The sequence below is a fragment of the Coprococcus sp. AF16-5 genome (assembly GCF_003479365.1).
Classification (GTDB): domain Bacteria; phylum Bacillota; class Clostridia; order Lachnospirales; family Lachnospiraceae; genus Coprococcus; species Coprococcus aceti.
Genome location: NZ_QUGZ01000004.1, coordinates 222,767 through 241,796, shown reverse-complemented (window position 1 = coordinate 241,796; position 19,030 = coordinate 222,767). Strand labels below are relative to the sequence as shown.

At 46.6% G+C, this 19,030-nt stretch carries 16 protein-coding genes; all 16 read left to right on the top strand.

Features of this window, described 5'->3' with window-relative positions:
* Positions 1-149 precede the first annotated feature (149 nt).
* Positions 150-923: an ABC transporter ATP-binding protein gene (locus DWW70_RS11790; protein WP_004849881.1), complete on the top strand. Its 774-nt coding sequence runs from the start codon at positions 150-152 to the stop codon at positions 921-923.
* Positions 913-2,994: an FtsX-like permease family protein gene (locus DWW70_RS11785; protein WP_004849884.1), complete on the top strand. Its 2,082-nt coding sequence runs from the start codon at positions 913-915 to the stop codon at positions 2,992-2,994. Before DWW70_RS11790 ends, DWW70_RS11785 begins: the two co-directional genes overlap by 11 nt.
* Before the next feature lie 15 nt (positions 2,995-3,009).
* The gene (locus DWW70_RS11780) at positions 3,010-3,678 is read left to right on the top strand and encodes a response regulator transcription factor (protein ID WP_004849887.1); all 669 of its coding nucleotides are present in this window, start codon (positions 3,010-3,012) and stop codon (positions 3,676-3,678) included.
* A 24-nt stretch (positions 3,679-3,702) separates the two neighbouring features.
* Positions 3,703-4,722: a sensor histidine kinase gene (locus DWW70_RS11775; protein ID WP_015534065.1), complete on the top strand. Its 1,020-nt coding sequence runs from the start codon at positions 3,703-3,705 to the stop codon at positions 4,720-4,722.
* A 196-nt stretch (positions 4,723-4,918) separates the two neighbouring features.
* Entirely contained in the window at positions 4,919-5,347 is a 429-nt protein-coding gene (locus DWW70_RS11770; RefSeq protein WP_118017840.1) for a GNAT family N-acetyltransferase, read from the top strand.
* Between the two features lie 31 nt (positions 5,348-5,378).
* Positions 5,379-6,359, top strand: a complete 981-nt coding sequence (bsh, locus tag DWW70_RS11765; protein WP_118017838.1) for a choloylglycine hydrolase — start codon at positions 5,379-5,381, stop codon at positions 6,357-6,359.
* Positions 6,360-6,392: 33 nt separating this feature from the next.
* Complete coding sequence (locus DWW70_RS11760) at positions 6,393-8,390, top strand: LacI family DNA-binding transcriptional regulator (RefSeq protein ID WP_118017903.1); 1,998 nt, start codon at positions 6,393-6,395, stop codon at positions 8,388-8,390.
* A gap of 505 nt (positions 8,391-8,895) precedes the next feature.
* Entirely contained in the window at positions 8,896-9,912 is a 1,017-nt protein-coding gene (locus DWW70_RS11755) for a sugar ABC transporter substrate-binding protein (protein WP_118017836.1), read from the top strand.
* A 168-nt stretch (positions 9,913-10,080) separates the two neighbouring features.
* Complete coding sequence (locus DWW70_RS11750; RefSeq protein ID WP_015534061.1) at positions 10,081-11,580, top strand: sugar ABC transporter ATP-binding protein; 1,500 nt, start codon at positions 10,081-10,083, stop codon at positions 11,578-11,580.
* 1 nt (position 11,581) lies between these two features.
* Positions 11,582-12,601 carry an ABC transporter permease gene (locus DWW70_RS11745; RefSeq protein ID WP_022215843.1) on the top strand — a complete coding sequence of 340 codons (1,020 nt, stop codon included), beginning with the start codon at positions 11,582-11,584 and terminating at the stop codon, positions 12,599-12,601.
* A gap of 21 nt (positions 12,602-12,622) precedes the next feature.
* Complete coding sequence (locus tag DWW70_RS11740) at positions 12,623-14,101, top strand: glycoside hydrolase family 32 protein (protein ID WP_008402272.1); 1,479 nt, start codon at positions 12,623-12,625, stop codon at positions 14,099-14,101.
* Between the two features lie 21 nt (positions 14,102-14,122).
* Entirely contained in the window at positions 14,123-15,088 is a 966-nt protein-coding gene (locus DWW70_RS11735) for a carbohydrate kinase family protein (protein ID WP_055280607.1), read from the top strand.
* 202 nt (positions 15,089-15,290) lie between these two features.
* Complete coding sequence (locus DWW70_RS11730; protein ID WP_055280608.1) at positions 15,291-16,469, top strand: sugar transporter; 1,179 nt, start codon at positions 15,291-15,293, stop codon at positions 16,467-16,469.
* A gap of 300 nt (positions 16,470-16,769) precedes the next feature.
* Positions 16,770-17,285 (top strand): cysteine hydrolase family protein, encoded by a 516-nt coding sequence (locus DWW70_RS11725; protein ID WP_118017834.1) that lies wholly within the window; start codon positions 16,770-16,772, stop codon positions 17,283-17,285.
* A gap of 33 nt (positions 17,286-17,318) precedes the next feature.
* Entirely contained in the window at positions 17,319-18,242 is a 924-nt protein-coding gene (locus tag DWW70_RS11720) for an NUDIX hydrolase (RefSeq protein WP_118017832.1), read from the top strand.
* 46 nt (positions 18,243-18,288) lie between these two features.
* Complete coding sequence (gene pnuC, locus DWW70_RS11715; RefSeq protein ID WP_015534054.1) at positions 18,289-19,023, top strand: nicotinamide riboside transporter PnuC; 735 nt, start codon at positions 18,289-18,291, stop codon at positions 19,021-19,023.
* Positions 19,024-19,030 lie beyond the last annotated feature (7 nt).

Below are 19,030 nucleotides of genomic sequence, written 5' to 3'. Positions count from 1 at the left end.
AATAACAGCGTTGTTCTGATATTATAATTTCAGAACGGCGCTGTTTTTGCTTTTTCAAAAATAGGTCAAAAGGGGTCAGGTACCTCCGTCCCCATTATAAGAAAATCGGCAAAAATCCCCCAAAATAAAAATAAAGAAAGGTGAACAATATGGATAGTTTATTAAAGATAGAATCACTGAAGAAATACTATGGCAAAAAGCCAAACCAGACTAAGGCTCTGGACGGCATATCATTTCAGGTCATGCCGGGGGAGTTCCTTGGCATCATGGGTAGCAGTGGATCGGGAAAGTCCACACTGCTGAACTGTATCGCAACGGTCATAAAGCCTGACAGCGGAACCATAGAGCTTCAGGGCAAAGAGATACAGGCGCTTAAAGGTGCGAAGCTTGCGCAGTACAGAGGCAGGGAGATAGGTTATCTGTTCCAGAATTTTGAACTTCTGGACAATCTAACAGGCAGAGAGAACATTATGGTTCCGTTGTCAATACACGGTGTATCCGAGGATGAGAGCAGAAACAGACTGGAAAAGCTTTCATCATATCTGGAGATAGATAACGTGCTTGACAAATTCCCATCGCAGATGTCTGGTGGTCAGAGACAGAGGGTTGCGGCCGCCAGAGCACTCATACTTAATCCGGGGATCATTCTTGCGGACGAGCCGACCGGAGCACTCGACTCAAGAAATGCAAAGGCACTCATGGAGAAACTGTTGGGACTGAACAGGGATGACAACACTACCATACTTATGGTGACCCACGACTCAAATGCGGCCAGCTTCTGCAAGAGGATACTCTTCATACAGGATGGCAGGATATTCCATGAGCTCAGAAGAGATATGGAGAGAGAGTCACAGCAGGAGTTTTATGAGAGGATACTCAAGCTGATGGCGCAGATGGGAGGAGGCAGCGCAAATGTTCTTTAAACTCGCAATGAGGAACAGCCGGAGAAGCAGGAAAGAGAATGGTCTGTTCTTCGCTTCGCTGGTCGTGTCCATAGTGGCATTTTATATCATATTGGCGCTGTCCCATCAGGATGTGATGATATTCCTGAGAAGTCTTGAAAGCGATGCGGTGAACAGTCTTCTTCAGATAGCGGCGGTGTTCTATGTATTTTCACTGGTCATGTTGTTCTTTCTTATATACTATGCAAGCAAATACCAGCTCGAACGACGGAGGCACGAACTTGGAATGTATATAATGATGGGGATGAGGAGATCAAAGCTTTTTGCCCTGCTGATTGCGGAGGATCTGGGCAGCAGCGTAGTGGCTCTGCTCATCGGACTTCCTATAGCGATCCTGATGTCTGAGGTGGTCAGCCTTCTCACAGCCAGACTGGTAGGTCTTGGCGTTATAGGTCATCACGTATCATTTTCACTGCAGGCAGTCATACTGACAACTGTTGGATTTGTAGCGATAAAGCTTGCAGCATTTCTCATACTGAGCGGTAAGCTTGCAAGAAAGCAGATAGGCGATCTCCTTGTAGATACACCGGAGACAGAGAAGAAACAGCTTCCGGCTCCTGTGTATGGTGTGAGTGCAGTCCTCGGTCTTGTTGCGCTGGTCATTGCATACTGTCAGGGAATAGGTGGCTATTCGTGGATCAGCGTAAAATATATGGCGGTCACCATAACACTGGGATTTGTTGGCATGTTCCTGCTGTTTTTCGGTCTCAGGCTCTTTGTTGATGCACTGGCCAGACGTGCAAATGGCTCAAAACCACTTGCTGTGTTCGGTTTCAGGCAGATACACGAAAATGTAGCAACAAAATCTGGAACGCTTGCAATAAGCTCGATACTCATACTCGGCGCTCTGTGCTGCTGCGGTGCGGGCGTTGGCATATGTATATCCAGACAGAATATGGATCATGTGCTCGATTATACATTTGCCTCATATGGGGGTGACGCTGAGACGGACAGCAGGAATATCCGCGCGAAACTGGAGGAAACCGGCGTGTTGGAGGATTTCTCGGACGTATTCGATATGAAGCTTGGTTATATAAAGATGGGTGAAAATGAGTCCCATGATGATGCTGTGAACGTGGGGAATGTCATATCCGCACTTGAAAAACTCAAGGTTTCAGAGGACAGGGACGTGCTTATAAATAACATGTCATACATGACATACCCTTACCTGATCCAGGAGAGTGCGTACAACAAGGTGCTTGAGACTGCGGGAAAGGAGCCTTTGGAGCTCGGAGAGAATGAACTGGCACTCTATACGGATTTCTTTACTGATTACCGCGGAGGTTTACTGAATGAGGTATTGGCAGAGCGTCCGGAGGTGGATGTAAGAGGAGATGAGTATCATCTGACCGGAGAGGTCCAGACCACGAAGATTGTGACAGATTCATCGATAACCCTGTCGTTCGGACTTATCGTGGACGATGATACATTTGCCAGACTGACAAATGACAATTACGAGTTATATGTAAATGCCGTTCTCAAAAAGGATATCGTGGACGATAAGGGCCTCATGAAAGCCATAATGGACGAAAATGAGAAACTTGACGGCATAGATTTTGAGAGTATAAACGCTGATTGCGAGAGTTATCTGCAGAACATAGGAAGAAATATGTTCTACACGGTGGCTGCAGGATATATAACGCTTTATTTGGCGGTGGTGTTCCTCATAATCGCAAATACCATAATCGGTGTTCAGTTCCTGATGGGACAGAGAAAGTCCGGCAGAAGGTACAGAACCCTTGTGAAGCTTGGCGCGACATACGAAATGCTCTGCAGCTCAGCAAACAGACAGGTGGGCTGGTATTTCGGAATCCCGGTTGCCGTGGCGGCGGTCAGCAGTATATTCGGTGTGCGTGCTCTGCTCACGGGAATCCTGTCAGAATCCATGCGAGGCAGTGTGAAACAGATACTTATCATAGCTGCGGTTATGATAATCCTGTTGTGTGTGGTAGAATATATCTATATGACAGCGGTGAAACGCTCAAGCAACAGATATCTCATGGCGATGATGACACCGGAAAGGGTTGAGTAAACGGTGAAGTGTGTGATGGTGGTTGAGGACGATGTCCTCATGTGCGATGAACTTCTGGATATGCTGACAAAGGCAGGATACAGGGCAGTTAAGCCAGATGGATTTGACAACATAATAGAACAGATACTGGACATGGCTCCGGATATTCTTCTGCTGGATATCAATCTTCCTGGCAGGAGCGGCTTTGACATATGCCGGGAGATCAAGAGGCGGAGCTCTGTCCCGGTGCTGGTTCTCACATCGAGGGACCAGCTAAAGGACGAGCTCCATGCGCTGGAGCTGGGCGCTGATGAATTCCTCACGAAGCCATGCCGCCGTGAGCGGCTTCTGGCCCGGGTGGCAAATGTGCTCAAGAGGTACGAGGGCAGACAGAACCTGATCGAAGGAGAAGGGTTTCTTCTGGACACTCAGACATACACTCTGTATATAGATGGGAGATCTGCGGTGCTTCCACAGAATCAGGGACGTATATTTGAGACACTTATGACAAGCGGAGGAGATGTCGTGTCTAAGGAGAAACTTTGTGAGGCAGTGTGGGGCACATCGGAGTATATAGATGAAAATGCCCTGCAGGTGAATCTTACAAGACTCAAAAAGAAAATGGCGGGACTGGATATGAAGGCAAAGATCATAGCTGTAAGAGGCGTTGGATACAAAATATTCCCTGGGGACGGAGGTGCCTGACCCACTTGTCAGAGTGGAGAAAATATGAAAAGATTTGGACTTGTTATAAAACAGAATATTGTCTGGCTTGGTCTGCTGCTTCTGATGGACGTGGCGTTCTGCTTCTTCATGTGGCTTGTGGCACCAGAGGCATTTGTCAGAATAAGGGTGCTGGTTGGCATGTTCACTGTGATACTGTTCGCGGCGGTGTGCTCGGTGCTGTGTATAAAGGACAGGAAGAAGATTGAGGCGTTCAGGAGATTTGTCACTGCCCCGGATGAACAGAGCGAGATAGAAATGAGGAGCCTGTGCGGGGCTTCTGAACAGGAATATGTGAGCGTGCTGTCGGAGGAGCTTCACGATCTGAGAGATTCAGTGATGCAGAGTGGCAGACAGCTCAGGGATTATCAGGAGTATGTGGAGAACTGGGCACATGAGATCAAGACCCCCATCTCTCTGCTGACATTTGTGGTGGACAACAGGAGAGATGAGCTGCCTCATAATGTTGTGATGAAGATGGACAATGTGACCAGCCAGATGCAGAACTATGTGGACCAGATGCTCTACTACGCCAGACTGAAAAGCGATTCCAAGGATTATCTCATGGAGAGCATAGATGTGGAAGAATGCGTGGATGAGGTGATAGCTGACTACAGATCCCTGCTTGAGGAGAAGGGCATACGGGTCAGAAAGTGTCTTGAGAATGGAGAGGTGTACAGTGACCGCAGGGGATTGCAGTTTATACTCGGTCAGCTTGTGAGCAATTCCATGAAATACACAAATGAGCAGCCGGAGATATCATTTGACTTCTGGACGGCGGGGGACAAAAAGCTGCTGTCCGTGAGTGACAATGGCATAGGTGTAAAGAGCTGTGACATGCCATACATATTCGAGAAGGGTGTCACGGGTGATTCGGGTGAGAACAGGAAGCATGCAACGGGCATGGGACTGTATCTTGTCAGTGAGATGGCGCATGACCTGGGCATCACAGTGACGGCAAATTCAAAGTGGCAGAATGGATTTGAGATAGTACTTGAATTCCCGGATGTGGAGACAAAGATATAAAAGTGAGGAGGCAGATACAGCGTTGTGCGTATCTGCCTCCTCACTTTTTACCGGGATATTTTATAATAAATTTATGGGTGGCGGTCTGTTAATAATCACTTTGATATTTTATAATGTAAGCATTGGTTGTAATTTAGTTGATGGTGCAAAGTCAGTTTACGTGGACTGAAACTCAGTGGGAAAGGAGAATATAATTATGGAGATCAGAAAAGCGACAGCAGAGGATTTTGATATTGTATTTGATTTTATAGAAAAATTATGGACATATAATACATATGACAGGGAAGAAATACGCAAAGTATATATGGACGTCATAGATGACGATCGTAGCTTTGTTTTTTTATTATGGGATGAAGGCATTTGCAGAGGCATGTGCCATGGAGACTATTTTAATACATTCTGGATGTCGGGGCTCACATGCTATGTGCCAAGTCTCATAACGAGAGAGGAGGACCGTGGCAAGGGATATGGTGTGGCACTCCTGGATCATGCAAAGGAGCTTGCAAAGCAGAGGGGATGCAAGGCTATCACCCTTGATTCCGGACTTCCGAGGACAGGGGCACATGGCTTCTACGAGCACTATGGCTTTGAAAAGAGCTGCTACGGCTTTGAGATGATGATATAAATTATCTGTTGAGATTTGAAAGGAGACAAATATGTGTACAGCAGCGACATATAAGACAAAGAATTTCTATTTTGGAAGAACACTTGATTATGAATTCTCGTACGGCGATGAGATCACCGTGACTCCGAGAAATTACCCGTTTGAATTCAGATATATGGGCAGGAAGGACAGCCATTATGCCATGATAGGAATGGCACATGTGGCGGGTGGCTATCCTCTCTACTATGATGCTATAAATGAGAAGGGACTTGGAATGGCAGGCCTGAATTTCGTTGGAAATGCCGCGTATCAGGAAGTGGATGAGAGCGGTGACAGGGACAATGTAGCCCAGTATGAGTTTATTCCATGGATACTCGGAAGCTGTGCCAGTGTAGGTGAGGCAAGGGTGGCACTGGATAGGATGAACCTGACAGGAACACCGTTTTCCGAGCAGCTTCCTACAGCGCAGCTCCACTGGATCATCGCGGACAGAAATGGCGCCATAACAGTGGAGTGCATGGCTGACGGACTTCATGTGTATGAGAATCCTGTTGGGGTTCTCACGAACAACCCGCCATTTCCGCAGCAGATGTTCCTGCTCAATCAGTATATGGGACTGTCACCAAAGCAGCCGGTGAACACATTTGCACCGGAGGTGGGACTGAATACTTACAGCCGTGGCATGGGAGCAATAGGACTTCCTGGGGATCTGTCATCGACGTCAAGATTTGCCAGGGTGGCATTTGTGAAGCAGAACAGTCTGTCTGGAGATTCTGAGGCTGAGAGTGTGAGCCAGTTTTTCCATATACTCGGTTCTGTGGATCAGCAGAGGGGATGCTGTGAGGTGGCATCTGACAAATATGAGATCACTATATACACGTCCTGCTGCAACGCTGACAAGGGAATATACTATTACAATACCTACGAGGGTCATCAGGTAAATGCAGTGGATATGAACAGGGAGAATTTGGACGGCGCAGAGCTTGCCAGATACCCTCTTATCCAGGGGGAGAATATCAATTGGCAGAACTGATGTATGTGGCTTACAAGGGAGAAAGGATGCTGTATGAGTAAAAGCAAGGTTACAATAAAAGAAATAGCGGAGATGGCTGGGGTGTCAATAGCCACGGTATCACATGTTATAAATAGGACGAGGTATGTAAGACCTGAGCTTGTGGATAAGATAGAGAAGATCATTGTAGAGACGGGATACCAGAATAAGATAGCTGATAAGGAGAGAAAACTGCTGGTTGGACGGGAGTCCACGATAGTTGCAGTTATTCCAAACATTGAAAGTACTATATACAGAGATATGGTAGCTTATGTGAAGCAGCTTGTCAGTGTGCAGGGATATCAGTTCCTTGTGGCGATAACAGACAATGATCTCAAGGAGGAGGCGCAGGTGCTTGCCGGACTTCTGATCAACAAGAAGGTTGCCGGTATCATACATGCGCCGGTGAGCGATGTGGCATCTAACTACACAAAACTCATACAGTCGGGTGTTCCATTTGTCTGCGTGGAGAGAAATATACTTGGATCAGGGATAGACTCGGTTGAGTTTCGCGACCGTGAGGCTATATTTAAGGGCGCAGATTATCTGCTTGCGAGTGGACACAAAAATGTTTTGTTTTTCAGAGAGAGTACGGACAGTACCACCAGGGATGAGAGAACAAAAGGTTTCCTGAATGCTCTGGAGAAATACAATATAAATACAAATGATGCAAACATTGTTGATGTGACGTTGGAAAAAGGAGAGGATGACTGCATGCTGGCTATTCAGAAAGCCCTGCGCAGATACAGGCCGACCGCTGTACTTGCGGGAGGCAACAGAATAACTCTTTATCTTATGAAGACACTGAGAGATATGGGAATCGACTGTCCGGGAGAAATATCTGTGGTTGGATTTGGTGATGAGAGCTGGTCTGAACTTACTTATCCACCTCTTACAATACTGAGAAGAGATGTGAAGGGACTAAGTGCCAAGGCTGTTGGGATGTTGTTTGAGAAGATCAATACGGGAGTTGCCATATCGCATGACTGTTATGCAGATGTAGAGCTTGTAGTCAGAAAATCCACAAAAATGCTTGACAATGGACCATTTGGAGATAAAGCGGCAGCACCGGATTCGGTTGTACTGACAAAAGAAGAGAAACACAGACTAAAGGCAGGACATTACAGGGTTGCGATCTCTTTCCACTATACCGGAACGTCTTGGGCAGAATTGCATGAGAAGGGAATTCGGGAGGAACTTGAGCAGTTTGGAATAGATGTGGTGTCGGTTATGGATGCACACTTTGACTCTGAACTTCAGAATGCACAGCTCGATGGAATAAGGCTTCAGAAACCTGATGCGGTGATTGCCATCCCGGCGGATGACAGCCGTACCAGAGAGAAGTTTCAGGAACTCTCCAAGGTGTCAAAACTGGTGTTCATAAGCAATGTTCCGGAGGGTATGTCCAAGAACAGCTATGTGTCCTGTGTATCAGTAAATGAGTCGGAGAATGGAACGAACACGGGAAGAATGTTGGGAGAATATTGTAAGGAAAATAAGAAAAAAAAGGCAGGTTTTATTATTCATGGTGCGGCATTCTATGGAACAAGGGTCAGGGATAACGCCGCCGAGAGAATAATCAAGGACAGTTATCCGGATATTGACATAGTTACGATCAGGAGTTTTGGAGAGATATCCAATGCATATCAGGTAGCCAAGGACGTGATAACTGCCAATCCTGAAATTGAGGCAATGTATGTGAGCTGGGATCGCCCGGCGCTTCTGGCTATAAAGGCGCTCAAGGAGCTTGGCAGGGAGGATGTGGCGGTGTTCACAACTGATCTTGACCATGGTATAGCCCGGTGCATGGAAGAAGGAATAGTCAAGGGACTCAGCACGCAGAGACCATACGAGCAGGGAAGAGCGGCTGCGGCGGTTGTTGCCAAGTCCCTGGTAAGTGAAGAACAGCTTCCAAAGTATGTGGGAGTTCAGCCGTATCAGGTTGAGCCAAAACAGCTCAGGCTTGCATGGAAGGAAATCTTCCATGAGTCCATGCCGGACAGATTGAGGTGATATGACATCCGTCAGAGAGAAAATTGTATCTTTCTGGCGGATTTTTTGCGTTTATACACAAGACCTTGGAAGATTGTATCTTTTTCGCCTGAGAAGTTCTCAAGGATACAATTTTGTGTCCAAGTTGTTGTAACCACACCCAAAAGAGAATATTCCCGGGGGAAGTGGTACCGGAGACAATGGACAAGATTACAAGAGACAAGGTGACAAGTAACGGGTGTCAATCATACACTACAAATCCCATAAGTATGACATCTGGTAAAATATTTACGTAAAAAATAATAAAAGACCCGCGAACCCTATAATGCAATCGGGCGTTATTTGTACAAAACGACGAATAAACAATAAATAAAACACTTGATATTGACAATAACCGACAAAGGTTATATCATCAAAACATGCAAGGGACGAAAAACAGTTTAAAATTTACGTAAATAAACCGGTTAAGAACAGTTTTTCGACAACGAATTAGCAAAGAAAACACATGATAGTGGAGGTAAAAATTATGAGAAAATTTAAAAAGTTATTAGCAGTTGGAGCATGCCTGTGCATGTCACTCAGTTTACTGGCAGGTTGTGGATCAGGAGCAGGAGGTGCATCAGACAGCGGTACATCTGAATCAGGTACAAAGCAGGAGAGCACAAAGTCATCTGACCTGTCATTTGCATTTTGTACAAACACACTCAACAATACATTCCAGAGTTCAATCGATGCCAAGCTCAAGGAGCTCTGCGATGCGAACGGAATATCGTATACATGTCTTGATCCTGACTACGATCTGAACACACAGCTCAGCCAGTTATCAGACGTGGCAAATAGTGGATACGACGCAGTGTTCATCATCCCGGTTGATTCAGCAGGTATCACATCAGGTCTTGCAGAGATCAAGGATGCAGGAATCCCAATCTTCAATGTAGATACAGCAGTTATCGAGGATGACATAGAGAACTTCGTAACACAGTTCGTTGGAACAAATGCTTACATGGCAGGACAGCTTGTCGGTGAGCAGATGGCTAAAGATTATCCGGACGGAGCAGACATTGCGATCCTTGACTTCCCATCAAATGAGAGTTGTGTAGACCGTGTAAATGGTTTCCTTGACGGACTCGGTGATAACAAGGATAAGTTCAACATTGTAGCACAGCAGGATGGCGAGGCAGCACTTGATGCATCAATGAGCCTTGCAGAGGATATCATCACAGCAAACACAGATCTTCAGGCATTCTTCTGTATCAATGATCCTTCAGCACTTGGCGCTGCAGCAGCAGTTAAGGCGGCCAACAAGACAGGTCAGATTGGTGTATACAGTATCGATGCTTCACCAGATGGCAAGCAGGCACTCCTCGACGGCGAGTTCACAGCAGTTGCATGTCAGGTTCCTGTACAGATTGCTGAGTACGCATTCAACGCAGCACAGAAGTATGTGGGCGGAGATACAACGATCGACGAGAAGAAGGTATATCTTGACTCACACCTCGTACTCAAGGATGAGGCTGAGCAGACAGTTAACGACTGGCAGTAAGGCCGGATCGAAGCCGGCAGTAACAGCACGGGGCTGCCCCCGGCTGGACATACATGACACAACGTAGGTGTATATAATACGGGAGAGACCGGGGATCTTAGATCTCCGGCCGAGATCCCGAAAAAGCAGGATAACAAAAGATCTATTTTAGAAACTTGGAGGTTTAATATGGGACAGACAGTTCTGGAAATGATAGGGATAAAGAAAAGCTTCTCCGGAATATATGCTTTAAGTGGCATCGACTTTTCCCTTGAGCTGGGAGAGGTACATGCACTGCTCGGTGAGAATGGTGCAGGAAAGTCCACACTGATCAAGGTCCTCGGCGGAATTTACCAGCCCGACAGCGGAATCATCAAGGTAAATGGCAAGGAGGTCAAGATCAACGGAGTTCCGGCTGCCAGAGAAAATGGTATAGGAATAATACATCAGGAAATCGTACTTGTTCCATATCTTTCGGTGGCACAGAATCTGTTTCTCGGCAGAGAGATAAGGACAAAGCTCGGAACGCTGGACTTTGCAGAGATGAACAGAAGAGCAGAGGAGATGATATCATCCCTCGGTGTGAATATAAAAGCAGACACTATAGTAGAAAATCTGACCATCGCACAGCAGCAGATGGTGGAGATCGTCAAGGCGGTCTCATTCAACGGTAAGATCATAGTTATGGATGAGCCTACCTCATCACTTTCAAATGAAGAGGTGGAGCAGTTATTTGAGATCATTGAGAATCTCAGAAAGAAACAGGTAAGTATAATCTACATCTCCCATAGAATGGAGGAGCTCTTCAGGATATCTGACAGAGTTACCGTCATCAGGGATGGTGCATACGTAGGAACAAAAAAGACATCAGAGACAAGCCCGAATGAGCTGGTTGCGATGATGGTAGGAAGAGATCTGGAGAGCTTCTATGCAAGAGATTACTGCGACATGGACAAGGCAGAGGTTGCTCTGGAGGTAAAGAATCTTTCCCAGACAGGTGTCTTTGAAGATATAAGTTTTTCGGTACACAAGGGCGAGATCCTGGGCTTCTCAGGTCTGGTCGGTGCCGGACGAAGTGAGATCATGGAGGCGGTATTTGGCGCGACACGGCCTACATCGGGAGAGGTGATACTCGGAGGAAAGCCGGTTCACTTCAAGAATCCAATGCAGGCTATCAAGGCAGGCATAGCACTGGTTCCGGAGGACAGAAAGAAACAGGGACTGGTACTCGGCAACAGCGTGGCATTCAACCTCACACTCTCATCCCTCAGATTCTATATGAATGGAATCGCAATAAGCGAGAAGAAGCGCGGCGAGGTAATAGACCATTATTCACAGAGACTTAGGATAAAGGCGGCATCGCCAGAGATTGAGGCGGGCAGCCTGTCAGGTGGAAACCAGCAGAAGGTGGTTCTGGGCAAATGGCTCGCGACCAAGCCGGATGTACTTATTCTGGATGAGCCGACCAGAGGCGTGGATGTAAATGCAAAATTTGAGATATACACAGTAATCAATGAACTGGCAAAGGAAGGCATAGCGATAATCATGGTATCCAGTGAGCTTCCTGAGATCATCAACATGTGCGACAACGTATGTGTGGTCAGAGCCGGAAGACTCGTGAAGAAGCTGTCAAAGGACGAGCTCTCACAGGAAGAGATAATGAAATACGCTGCAGGAGGTATCGAATAATATGGGCGAGACAAAGAAGAATTCAAAAGCAACTTCTATATTAAAGAACAATCCCCTGACATCCATAGTCAAGGGCAACATAGGAATCATAGTGGTTCTGATAATCATGTGTGTGGCGGTAGCACTTGCCACGGACAAGTTCCTCACGACCAACAACATCATATCAGTGCTTAGACAGATATCGATCAACACATACATAGCACTTGGAATGACACTGATAATTATACTTGGACACATCGACTTGTCAGTTGGATCGATAGTAGCCATGTCGGGAACCCTGACCGTAGGATTTATAGTTAACCAGGGACTCCCTCTCGGCGTTGCCATAGTAGCAGGACTTCTGGTTGGTACAGCAGCGGGCTTTATAAGTGGTTTTATAGTTGCTAACTTCAAGGTGCCTGCATTCATCATCACAATGGCCATGATGAACATAGCAAGTGGTATAGCTTATGTCTACACAGGTGGACAGTCAACACGTATCACCAACAAGATCTTCATCGAGATCGGAACAGGATACCTGTTCAATGTGATCCCACTCCCTGTAGTGTACATGGTAGTGCTCATCATACTGTTCAGCTTCATCCTCAGTAAGACAAAGTTTGGAACATATGTATATGCGATAGGTGGTAACCGCGAGGCTGCAAGACTCTCAGGTGTACCTATCAAGAAGATAGAGATCGTAGTATTTACAATATCTGGACTTCTCTCAGCATTTGCAGGACTTGTACTTTGTTCAAGAATGTACTCAGGCCAGCCTTCAGTAGGAAGCGGATACGAACTTGATGCCATCGCAGCCTGCGTACTTGGCGGAACATCCATGACAGGAGGTAAAGGAAGGATCAGTGGAACCGTATTTGGTGCCATGGTCATCGGAATCATCTCAAATGGTCTTAACCTTATCGGAGTGTCATCATACTGGCAGCTCATCATCAAGGGTCTTATCATCGCATGTGCGGTACTCCTTGATGGACAGAAGGGCAAGCTTGAGCTTCTCAAGAAGAAGAAACTGGCAGCAAACTAGTAGAAAGAGAGGACTGATAATATGGAGATTTTTAGAAAGATGTCCTTCGCGGATTCCACGGGAGATGCAATACCTTTCTACCACGAGGGCAAATATCATATATTCTCACTGACTTCCCCTCCGGGAACAACAGTGTACCCGGCAAGACTCAGAACAACATGGAGCCACAGTGTATCAGATGATCTGGTGCACTGGGAGGAGCTTCCTACAGCGCTCTATCCGGGCGAGGGCGACGAGCCGGATGCATCAGGAGTATGGACTGGATCAGTCATATACGGCGAGGGCAAATACCATGCATTCTATACAGGCTACTGCCTCACCGCAGAGTATCAGCAGACCATATGCCACGCTACAAGCGACGATGGAATCACGTGGGTGAAGGATGCAGCCAATCCGGTCATCACACCTATGATAGAGCTTTACGAGAAGCTTGACTGGAGAGATCCATATGTATTCTACAATGAGGAGGACAAATGTTACTGGATCCTCATATCAGCGAGAAGGTTGGATATGCCGATAACCAGAAGAGGATGTATAGTTCTCTACAGATCAAAGGATCTGGTCAACTGGGAATATTACGGACCGATATATTCACCGGGACACACCAACTGTCCTGAGTGCCCTGAGATGTACAAGATGGGAGACAATTGGTATCTCTCATACTCAAGATTCTCAGAATATGTAAATACAATATACAGAGTTGCAAAGTCACCATTTGGCCCATGGAGAAAGCCAAAGAAGGATGGCATAGGCGGAAGAAGATTCTACGCAGCCAAGTCCATGCAGGATGATGACGGCAGACGCTTCTACTTCGGTTGGGCTCACGACAGAGCAGACAGAAGCGACAGAGGTGAATGGTACTGGGGCGGAACCTTCTGCGTGCCGCATGAGGTAGTTGCCACAGCGGATGGAGGACTTGACGTAAAGCTTCCAAAGGAATATGAGCATGTATTTGAGAAGCCTGTGGCATGGGATTACATTCCTGTACTTGGAAATGCAGAGCTTCACGGAGACAGACTGGTTGAGATGGATTCAGTAAGCACATGTACATACGGATTCCTTGGACACAACGAGGAGAGCTACATGCTGAAGTGCAAGATCATGCCTAGAGAGGTGTATGACCATTTCGGTATACTGCTCAAGTCAGACAAGGAAGCAAGCGGATGCCTTCTCCTTGAGTTCGATGTGGCCATGCAGAGAGTGTCACTGGTAAATCTTCCTATGGGAGTTGACCCGTTCTGGGTTCAGTCCTGTCAGGCTGTGCCTCCTGCAACGGAGCCGGGCCCTGATGGAGTCAGAGTGTGCGAGAAGACATTTGACATAACAGAGGGCAGCGAGATAGATGTGAAGATCATCGTTGACCATGATATGGTGGAGGTATTTGTCGGAGAACAGGTGGCGTTTACATACAGAATATATGCGAAGCCTGAGTTTGAGACGGGACTTCTGGCACAGGATGCAAGAGTAGAATTCTATGACATAGAGATCACAGGAAAGTAAAATTCACAAGGAGGATCCAACATGGAAAAGAAATATGATGTTGTGGCTCTTGGTGAATTCCTGATAGACTTTACCCCTGCCGGAAGCACTGATTCCGGGATGAAGCTCTTCGAGCAGAATCCCGGAGGCGCTCCGGTAAACATGCTCACGGCAGTCGGTAAAGCCGGGCTTAAAACTGCCTTCATTGGTAAGGTTGGAGATGACATGCACGGCAATTTCCTTGTTGAGACGGCAAAGCAGGCAGGGATAGATACCAGAGGTATAGTGGTTGACAATACGGTATTTACCACTTTGGCATTTGTCACTCTGGATGAGAACGGAGAGCGTGAATTCTCATTTGCCAGAAAGCCGGGAGCGGACACAATGCTCTGTTACAAGGAAGTGGATGCCGACCTGCTAAGAGACACAAAGGTGTTCCATATAGGTTCGCTGTCTCTCACGGATGAACCGGCCAGAACCACCACGTTTCAGGCGGTGAAGGAGGCAAAGAAATACGGCGCGGTGATATCGTATGATCCGAACTACAGAGCACCGCTGTGGGACAGCAGAGAAAATGCGATGGAGAGGATGAAGAGTATTCTTCCATTTGTAGATATAATGAAGCTTTCGGACGAGGAAACAGCGCTACTCACACCATTTTCCGATCCGGAAGAGGCAGCAGAGTATCTTCTGGGAAGCGGCGTAAGACTTGTTGCGGTTACCCTGGGAAGTGAGGGTGTGCTGATATGCAGCAGGGATGGAAGCCGGAAGGTTCCCGGATTCGTCAGCCATGTGGTAGATACGACGGGGGCTGGAGATTCATTCTGGGGAGCATTTGTATCACAGCTTGTCAGAGCGGATAAGAGACTGGAGGAGTTCAGTATAGATGAGCTTGCAGAGTGTGCAAGATACGGAAATGCGGTTGCGAGCCTGTGTGTCGAGAAGCGCGGAGGACTCAGATCGATTCCTGAAGAGAGCGAGACATTTGAGAGACTCACAGTAAAGTAAGTGTACTACAATTTTTCACATAAAATTTTCCCTTAACCCTGAAGGCCGGAGAGTTTCCGGCCTTCTTTTTTGTACAATCTAACATTTGGACAGTATAACCATTCAAAAGTGCATTGACTCATAATTCCATTTCCTATAATATGTGGCTGGTGAACAAAAAAATAATCATATATACCACATATTATTAGGAAGAGGAATAAATATGAAGAGTAGATTGACGAGAAAAGAAATGCTTCCGCTTGTGGGAATGACCGTCTCGGCGTTCATATTCAACACATCGGAATTTATGCCAATTGGCTTGCTGACAGACATTGCAAAGTCGTTCAGCATATCGGAGTCGAAGGCGGGAATGCTTATCACAGTGTATTCGTGGATAGTCATGCTGTTGTCCCTGCCGCTCATACTTCTTGTGTCGAAGATAGATTTCAGGAAACTGTTCATGGGAACGATCGCACTGTTTGGAATATGCCAGATCATGTCCGTGATCGCGCCGACATACGGAGTGCTCATGGCATCGCGTATAGGCGTTGCGTGTACCCATGCGATATTCTGGTCGATAGCTTCACCGGTTGCAATAAGACTTGTAAATGAAGAACACAGATCATTTGCACTGAGCATGGTCGTGACTGGAACATCCATAGCTACTATAGCCGGGCTTCCGCTTGGAAGACTTGTTGGACAGTATATGGGATGGAGAGTTACATTCCTCATCGTTGGAATCATAGCATTTGCGGTTCTGGTGTACATGGCATTTGTATTCCCTAAGATCGCAAGCGGAGAGCAGTTCCATGTGAAGGATCTCCCTGCTCTTCTGAAGAATCCGGTGCTCATCTGCCTGTATATTCAGACGATACTGTTCGTGCTTGGATACTACACGGTGTACAGTTATATAGAGCCGTTCATGCAGCAGGTTGCAAAGCTCCAGAACAATGTCATCACTGTAGTGCTCCTGATATTTGGAGCGATGGGACTTCTCGGAAGCTATCTGTTCTCAAAGCTTTATGACAAGCACAGATTTGCATTCATCGGTACAGTCATGGCAACTCTTCTTGTGTGGCTGCTGCTTCTGCTTCCGGCGTCAAAGACGTTGGCGACCATGGTACTCCTATGTGCATTCTGGGGAATAACAGCCATGGCGTTCAATGTGACCACGCAGTCGGAGGTCATCAGAAGTGTTGATGAGAAGAGCTCCGCAGTGGCGACTGCCATATATTCAGGACTTTTCAACCTCGGTATCGGAGGTGGAAGCTGGATCGGCGGAATTGTGTGCGACAAGGGCGCGATATCATATATCGGTTTTGTAGGTGCGGTGTTCGCGGTTATATCGGTGCTGTTCTTTGCATTTGTACTGCTCAGGAAATTGAAGCAGAGCGTGGACTGATAGTGTGTTGTATATAAAAAATATGATAGAAATATAAAGGTGCGGCATAGCTGACATGCGGGTTTCGTTTGGAACGTGGAATATCAGCTATGCCACTTTTTCTATTGAGTTTCAAATAATGGGTTGACATATTATCAAAATGATAATATTATATAAAACAACCTGAAGATATTATCAAAACGATAATAATGGCGGCGGTGAGGGCACATGTATATGTACTTATATGCTTTATAAGGAATCCGCGCCTTTGTGGATTCCCTCATGAAAGCAGAAAGTTGAATGTGAAAAGGAGAAAAAATTATGGACAAAAACAAGAAAAAGACACTTATAGTAGTTGATATGCAGAATGATTTCATTGATGGGGCACTAGGCACAAAGGAGGCAGCAGCCATCGTGGAAAATGTGAAAGCAAAGATAAGAGAGTATGCTGACCGCGGGGATGAGATCATCTTCACAAGGGATACGCATTATGAGGACTACATGGAGACAAACGAAGGTCGTCATCTCCCGGTTCCGCATTGTATAGAGGAAACTGAGGGCTGGGAGATCGCAGCTGGTCTTGAAGTCCCGGGAGCCATATACATCAACAAGACCAGCTTTGGATATACAGGATGGGGAGACTTCGACCTTCAGGATGTTGAGATTGTAGGTCTCTGTACGGATATATGTGTCGTGTCGAATGCTCTGATCATCAAGGCTCTGTACCCGGAGATAAATGTCAAGGTGGATGCGAAGTGCTGTGCCGGGGTGACGCCGGAGAGCCATGAGGCTGCGCTGACGACCATGGCGATGTGTCAGGTGGACATAATCAGATAACGGCGGAAATATAAAGGAGGATGAAGCATACGTATGAAGACATATGAGATGAGTGACGAAGAGAAGGAATTCCTTGCCGGATATGACCTGACAAAATATGACAGGCCATCTGTTGCCGCGGATGTGGTTGTATTTTCAGTTATGAAGGATGACGAGTGCGAGGATGTAAGAAGACTTCAGGAGAAGAAGCTCAAGATACTACTGATAAGAAGAGGTGGATTCCCATATAAAGGAAGCTGGGCTATGCCCGGTGGGTTCTGCAGAAAAGGTGAGGATGTCATAGATTCGGCCAGAAGAGAGCTTTGCGAAGAGACTGGTATAGGAGATGCATATGTAAAGCTTGTCGGAGTGTATGGCGAGCCGGGCAGAGACCCGAGAGGCTGGGTCATATCATCAACTTATATGGCACTTATGAACGCCGGAGCCTGTAGCCTTAAGGCAGGAGATGATGCACAGGATGCAAGATGGTTTACGGTTGAACTGACAGAGGTGTCAGGCACAAGCGAAGAAATTGCGAAAAATGAAGTTGAAGCTTCATATAAAGTCCAAAACGGGAAAAGATACAGGCTGGTTCTCAAGAATGCAGACTCTGATATAAAACTTACGGCAGTGCTGCGAAAAACAGATATGAGCTCATGCGGACGAAGCTCGGACAGCTACGACATAGAGGAATGTGAAGGACTGGCATTTGACCACGCAAGAATCATAACAGAGGCGGTGCTAGGACTGCGGGAGGATGTCAGGAGAGATATGAAGCTGGCATTTGACCTGCTGCCGGATAGATTTACACTCACTGAGCTTCAGAATGTATATGAACAGATATGGGACATGGAACTTACCACACCTAACTTCAGAAGAAAGATTGTGGAATATGTTGAGGAGACTGATGCATATCAGTCCGGTGAGAGATACAGACCTGCCAAACTGTTCACGCGAAGGAATGATGCAAGGAAGTAGAGACTATAGTGTAGTGGATTGATGTTTAAAAGGGAGGAATGAATAGATGACATTTAAGAAATTTATAAAAAATGAGATAGAGGGCTGGAAGAAGCTGGAGGTCACCTGGCTGCTTATCGCATGTGCAGTCATCGTGGGGCTGTCCATATATTGGGATGATACGGTTATGGGGATCATATCGTCCACCACAGGCGTGGTCTGTGTAGTGTGCACGGGAAAAGGAAAGTTGTCAGCGTACATATTCGGTCTTGTGAATACTGTGCTTTACGCGGTTATATCGTATAAGGCTGCACTGTACGGAGAGACGATGCTCAATGCGCTATATTATGTGCCTATGCAGTTTGTTGGATTCTATGTGTGGTCAAGGCATATGAATGATGAGACGCATGAGGTCAGAAAGAAACACATGAAGGCGGTGGGAAGGATATTCATGGTGCTGGCGGTGGCACTTGGCACATTTCTGTATGGGCTGCTGTTAAAGAGACTCGGGGATGCCATGCCATTTGTGGATGCGTTTACAACGGTTTCATCGGTTGTGGCGATGGTTGTATCTGTAAGAATGTTCGCGGAGCAGTGGTGGATATGGATTGCGGTAGATGTGTTTACAATATATATGTGGGCACAAAACTTTGTGAGTGGCAATGACAACATAGCAACGCTGCTCATGTGGATAGTGTACCTTGGAAATGCCGTTATTATGTGTGTCAGATGGGAACGTGAGGTCAGAAGAAATCGCCTGGACGAAGTACACGTTTTCGAAGACGGCACGGCAACAGAGTAAGGGAGGC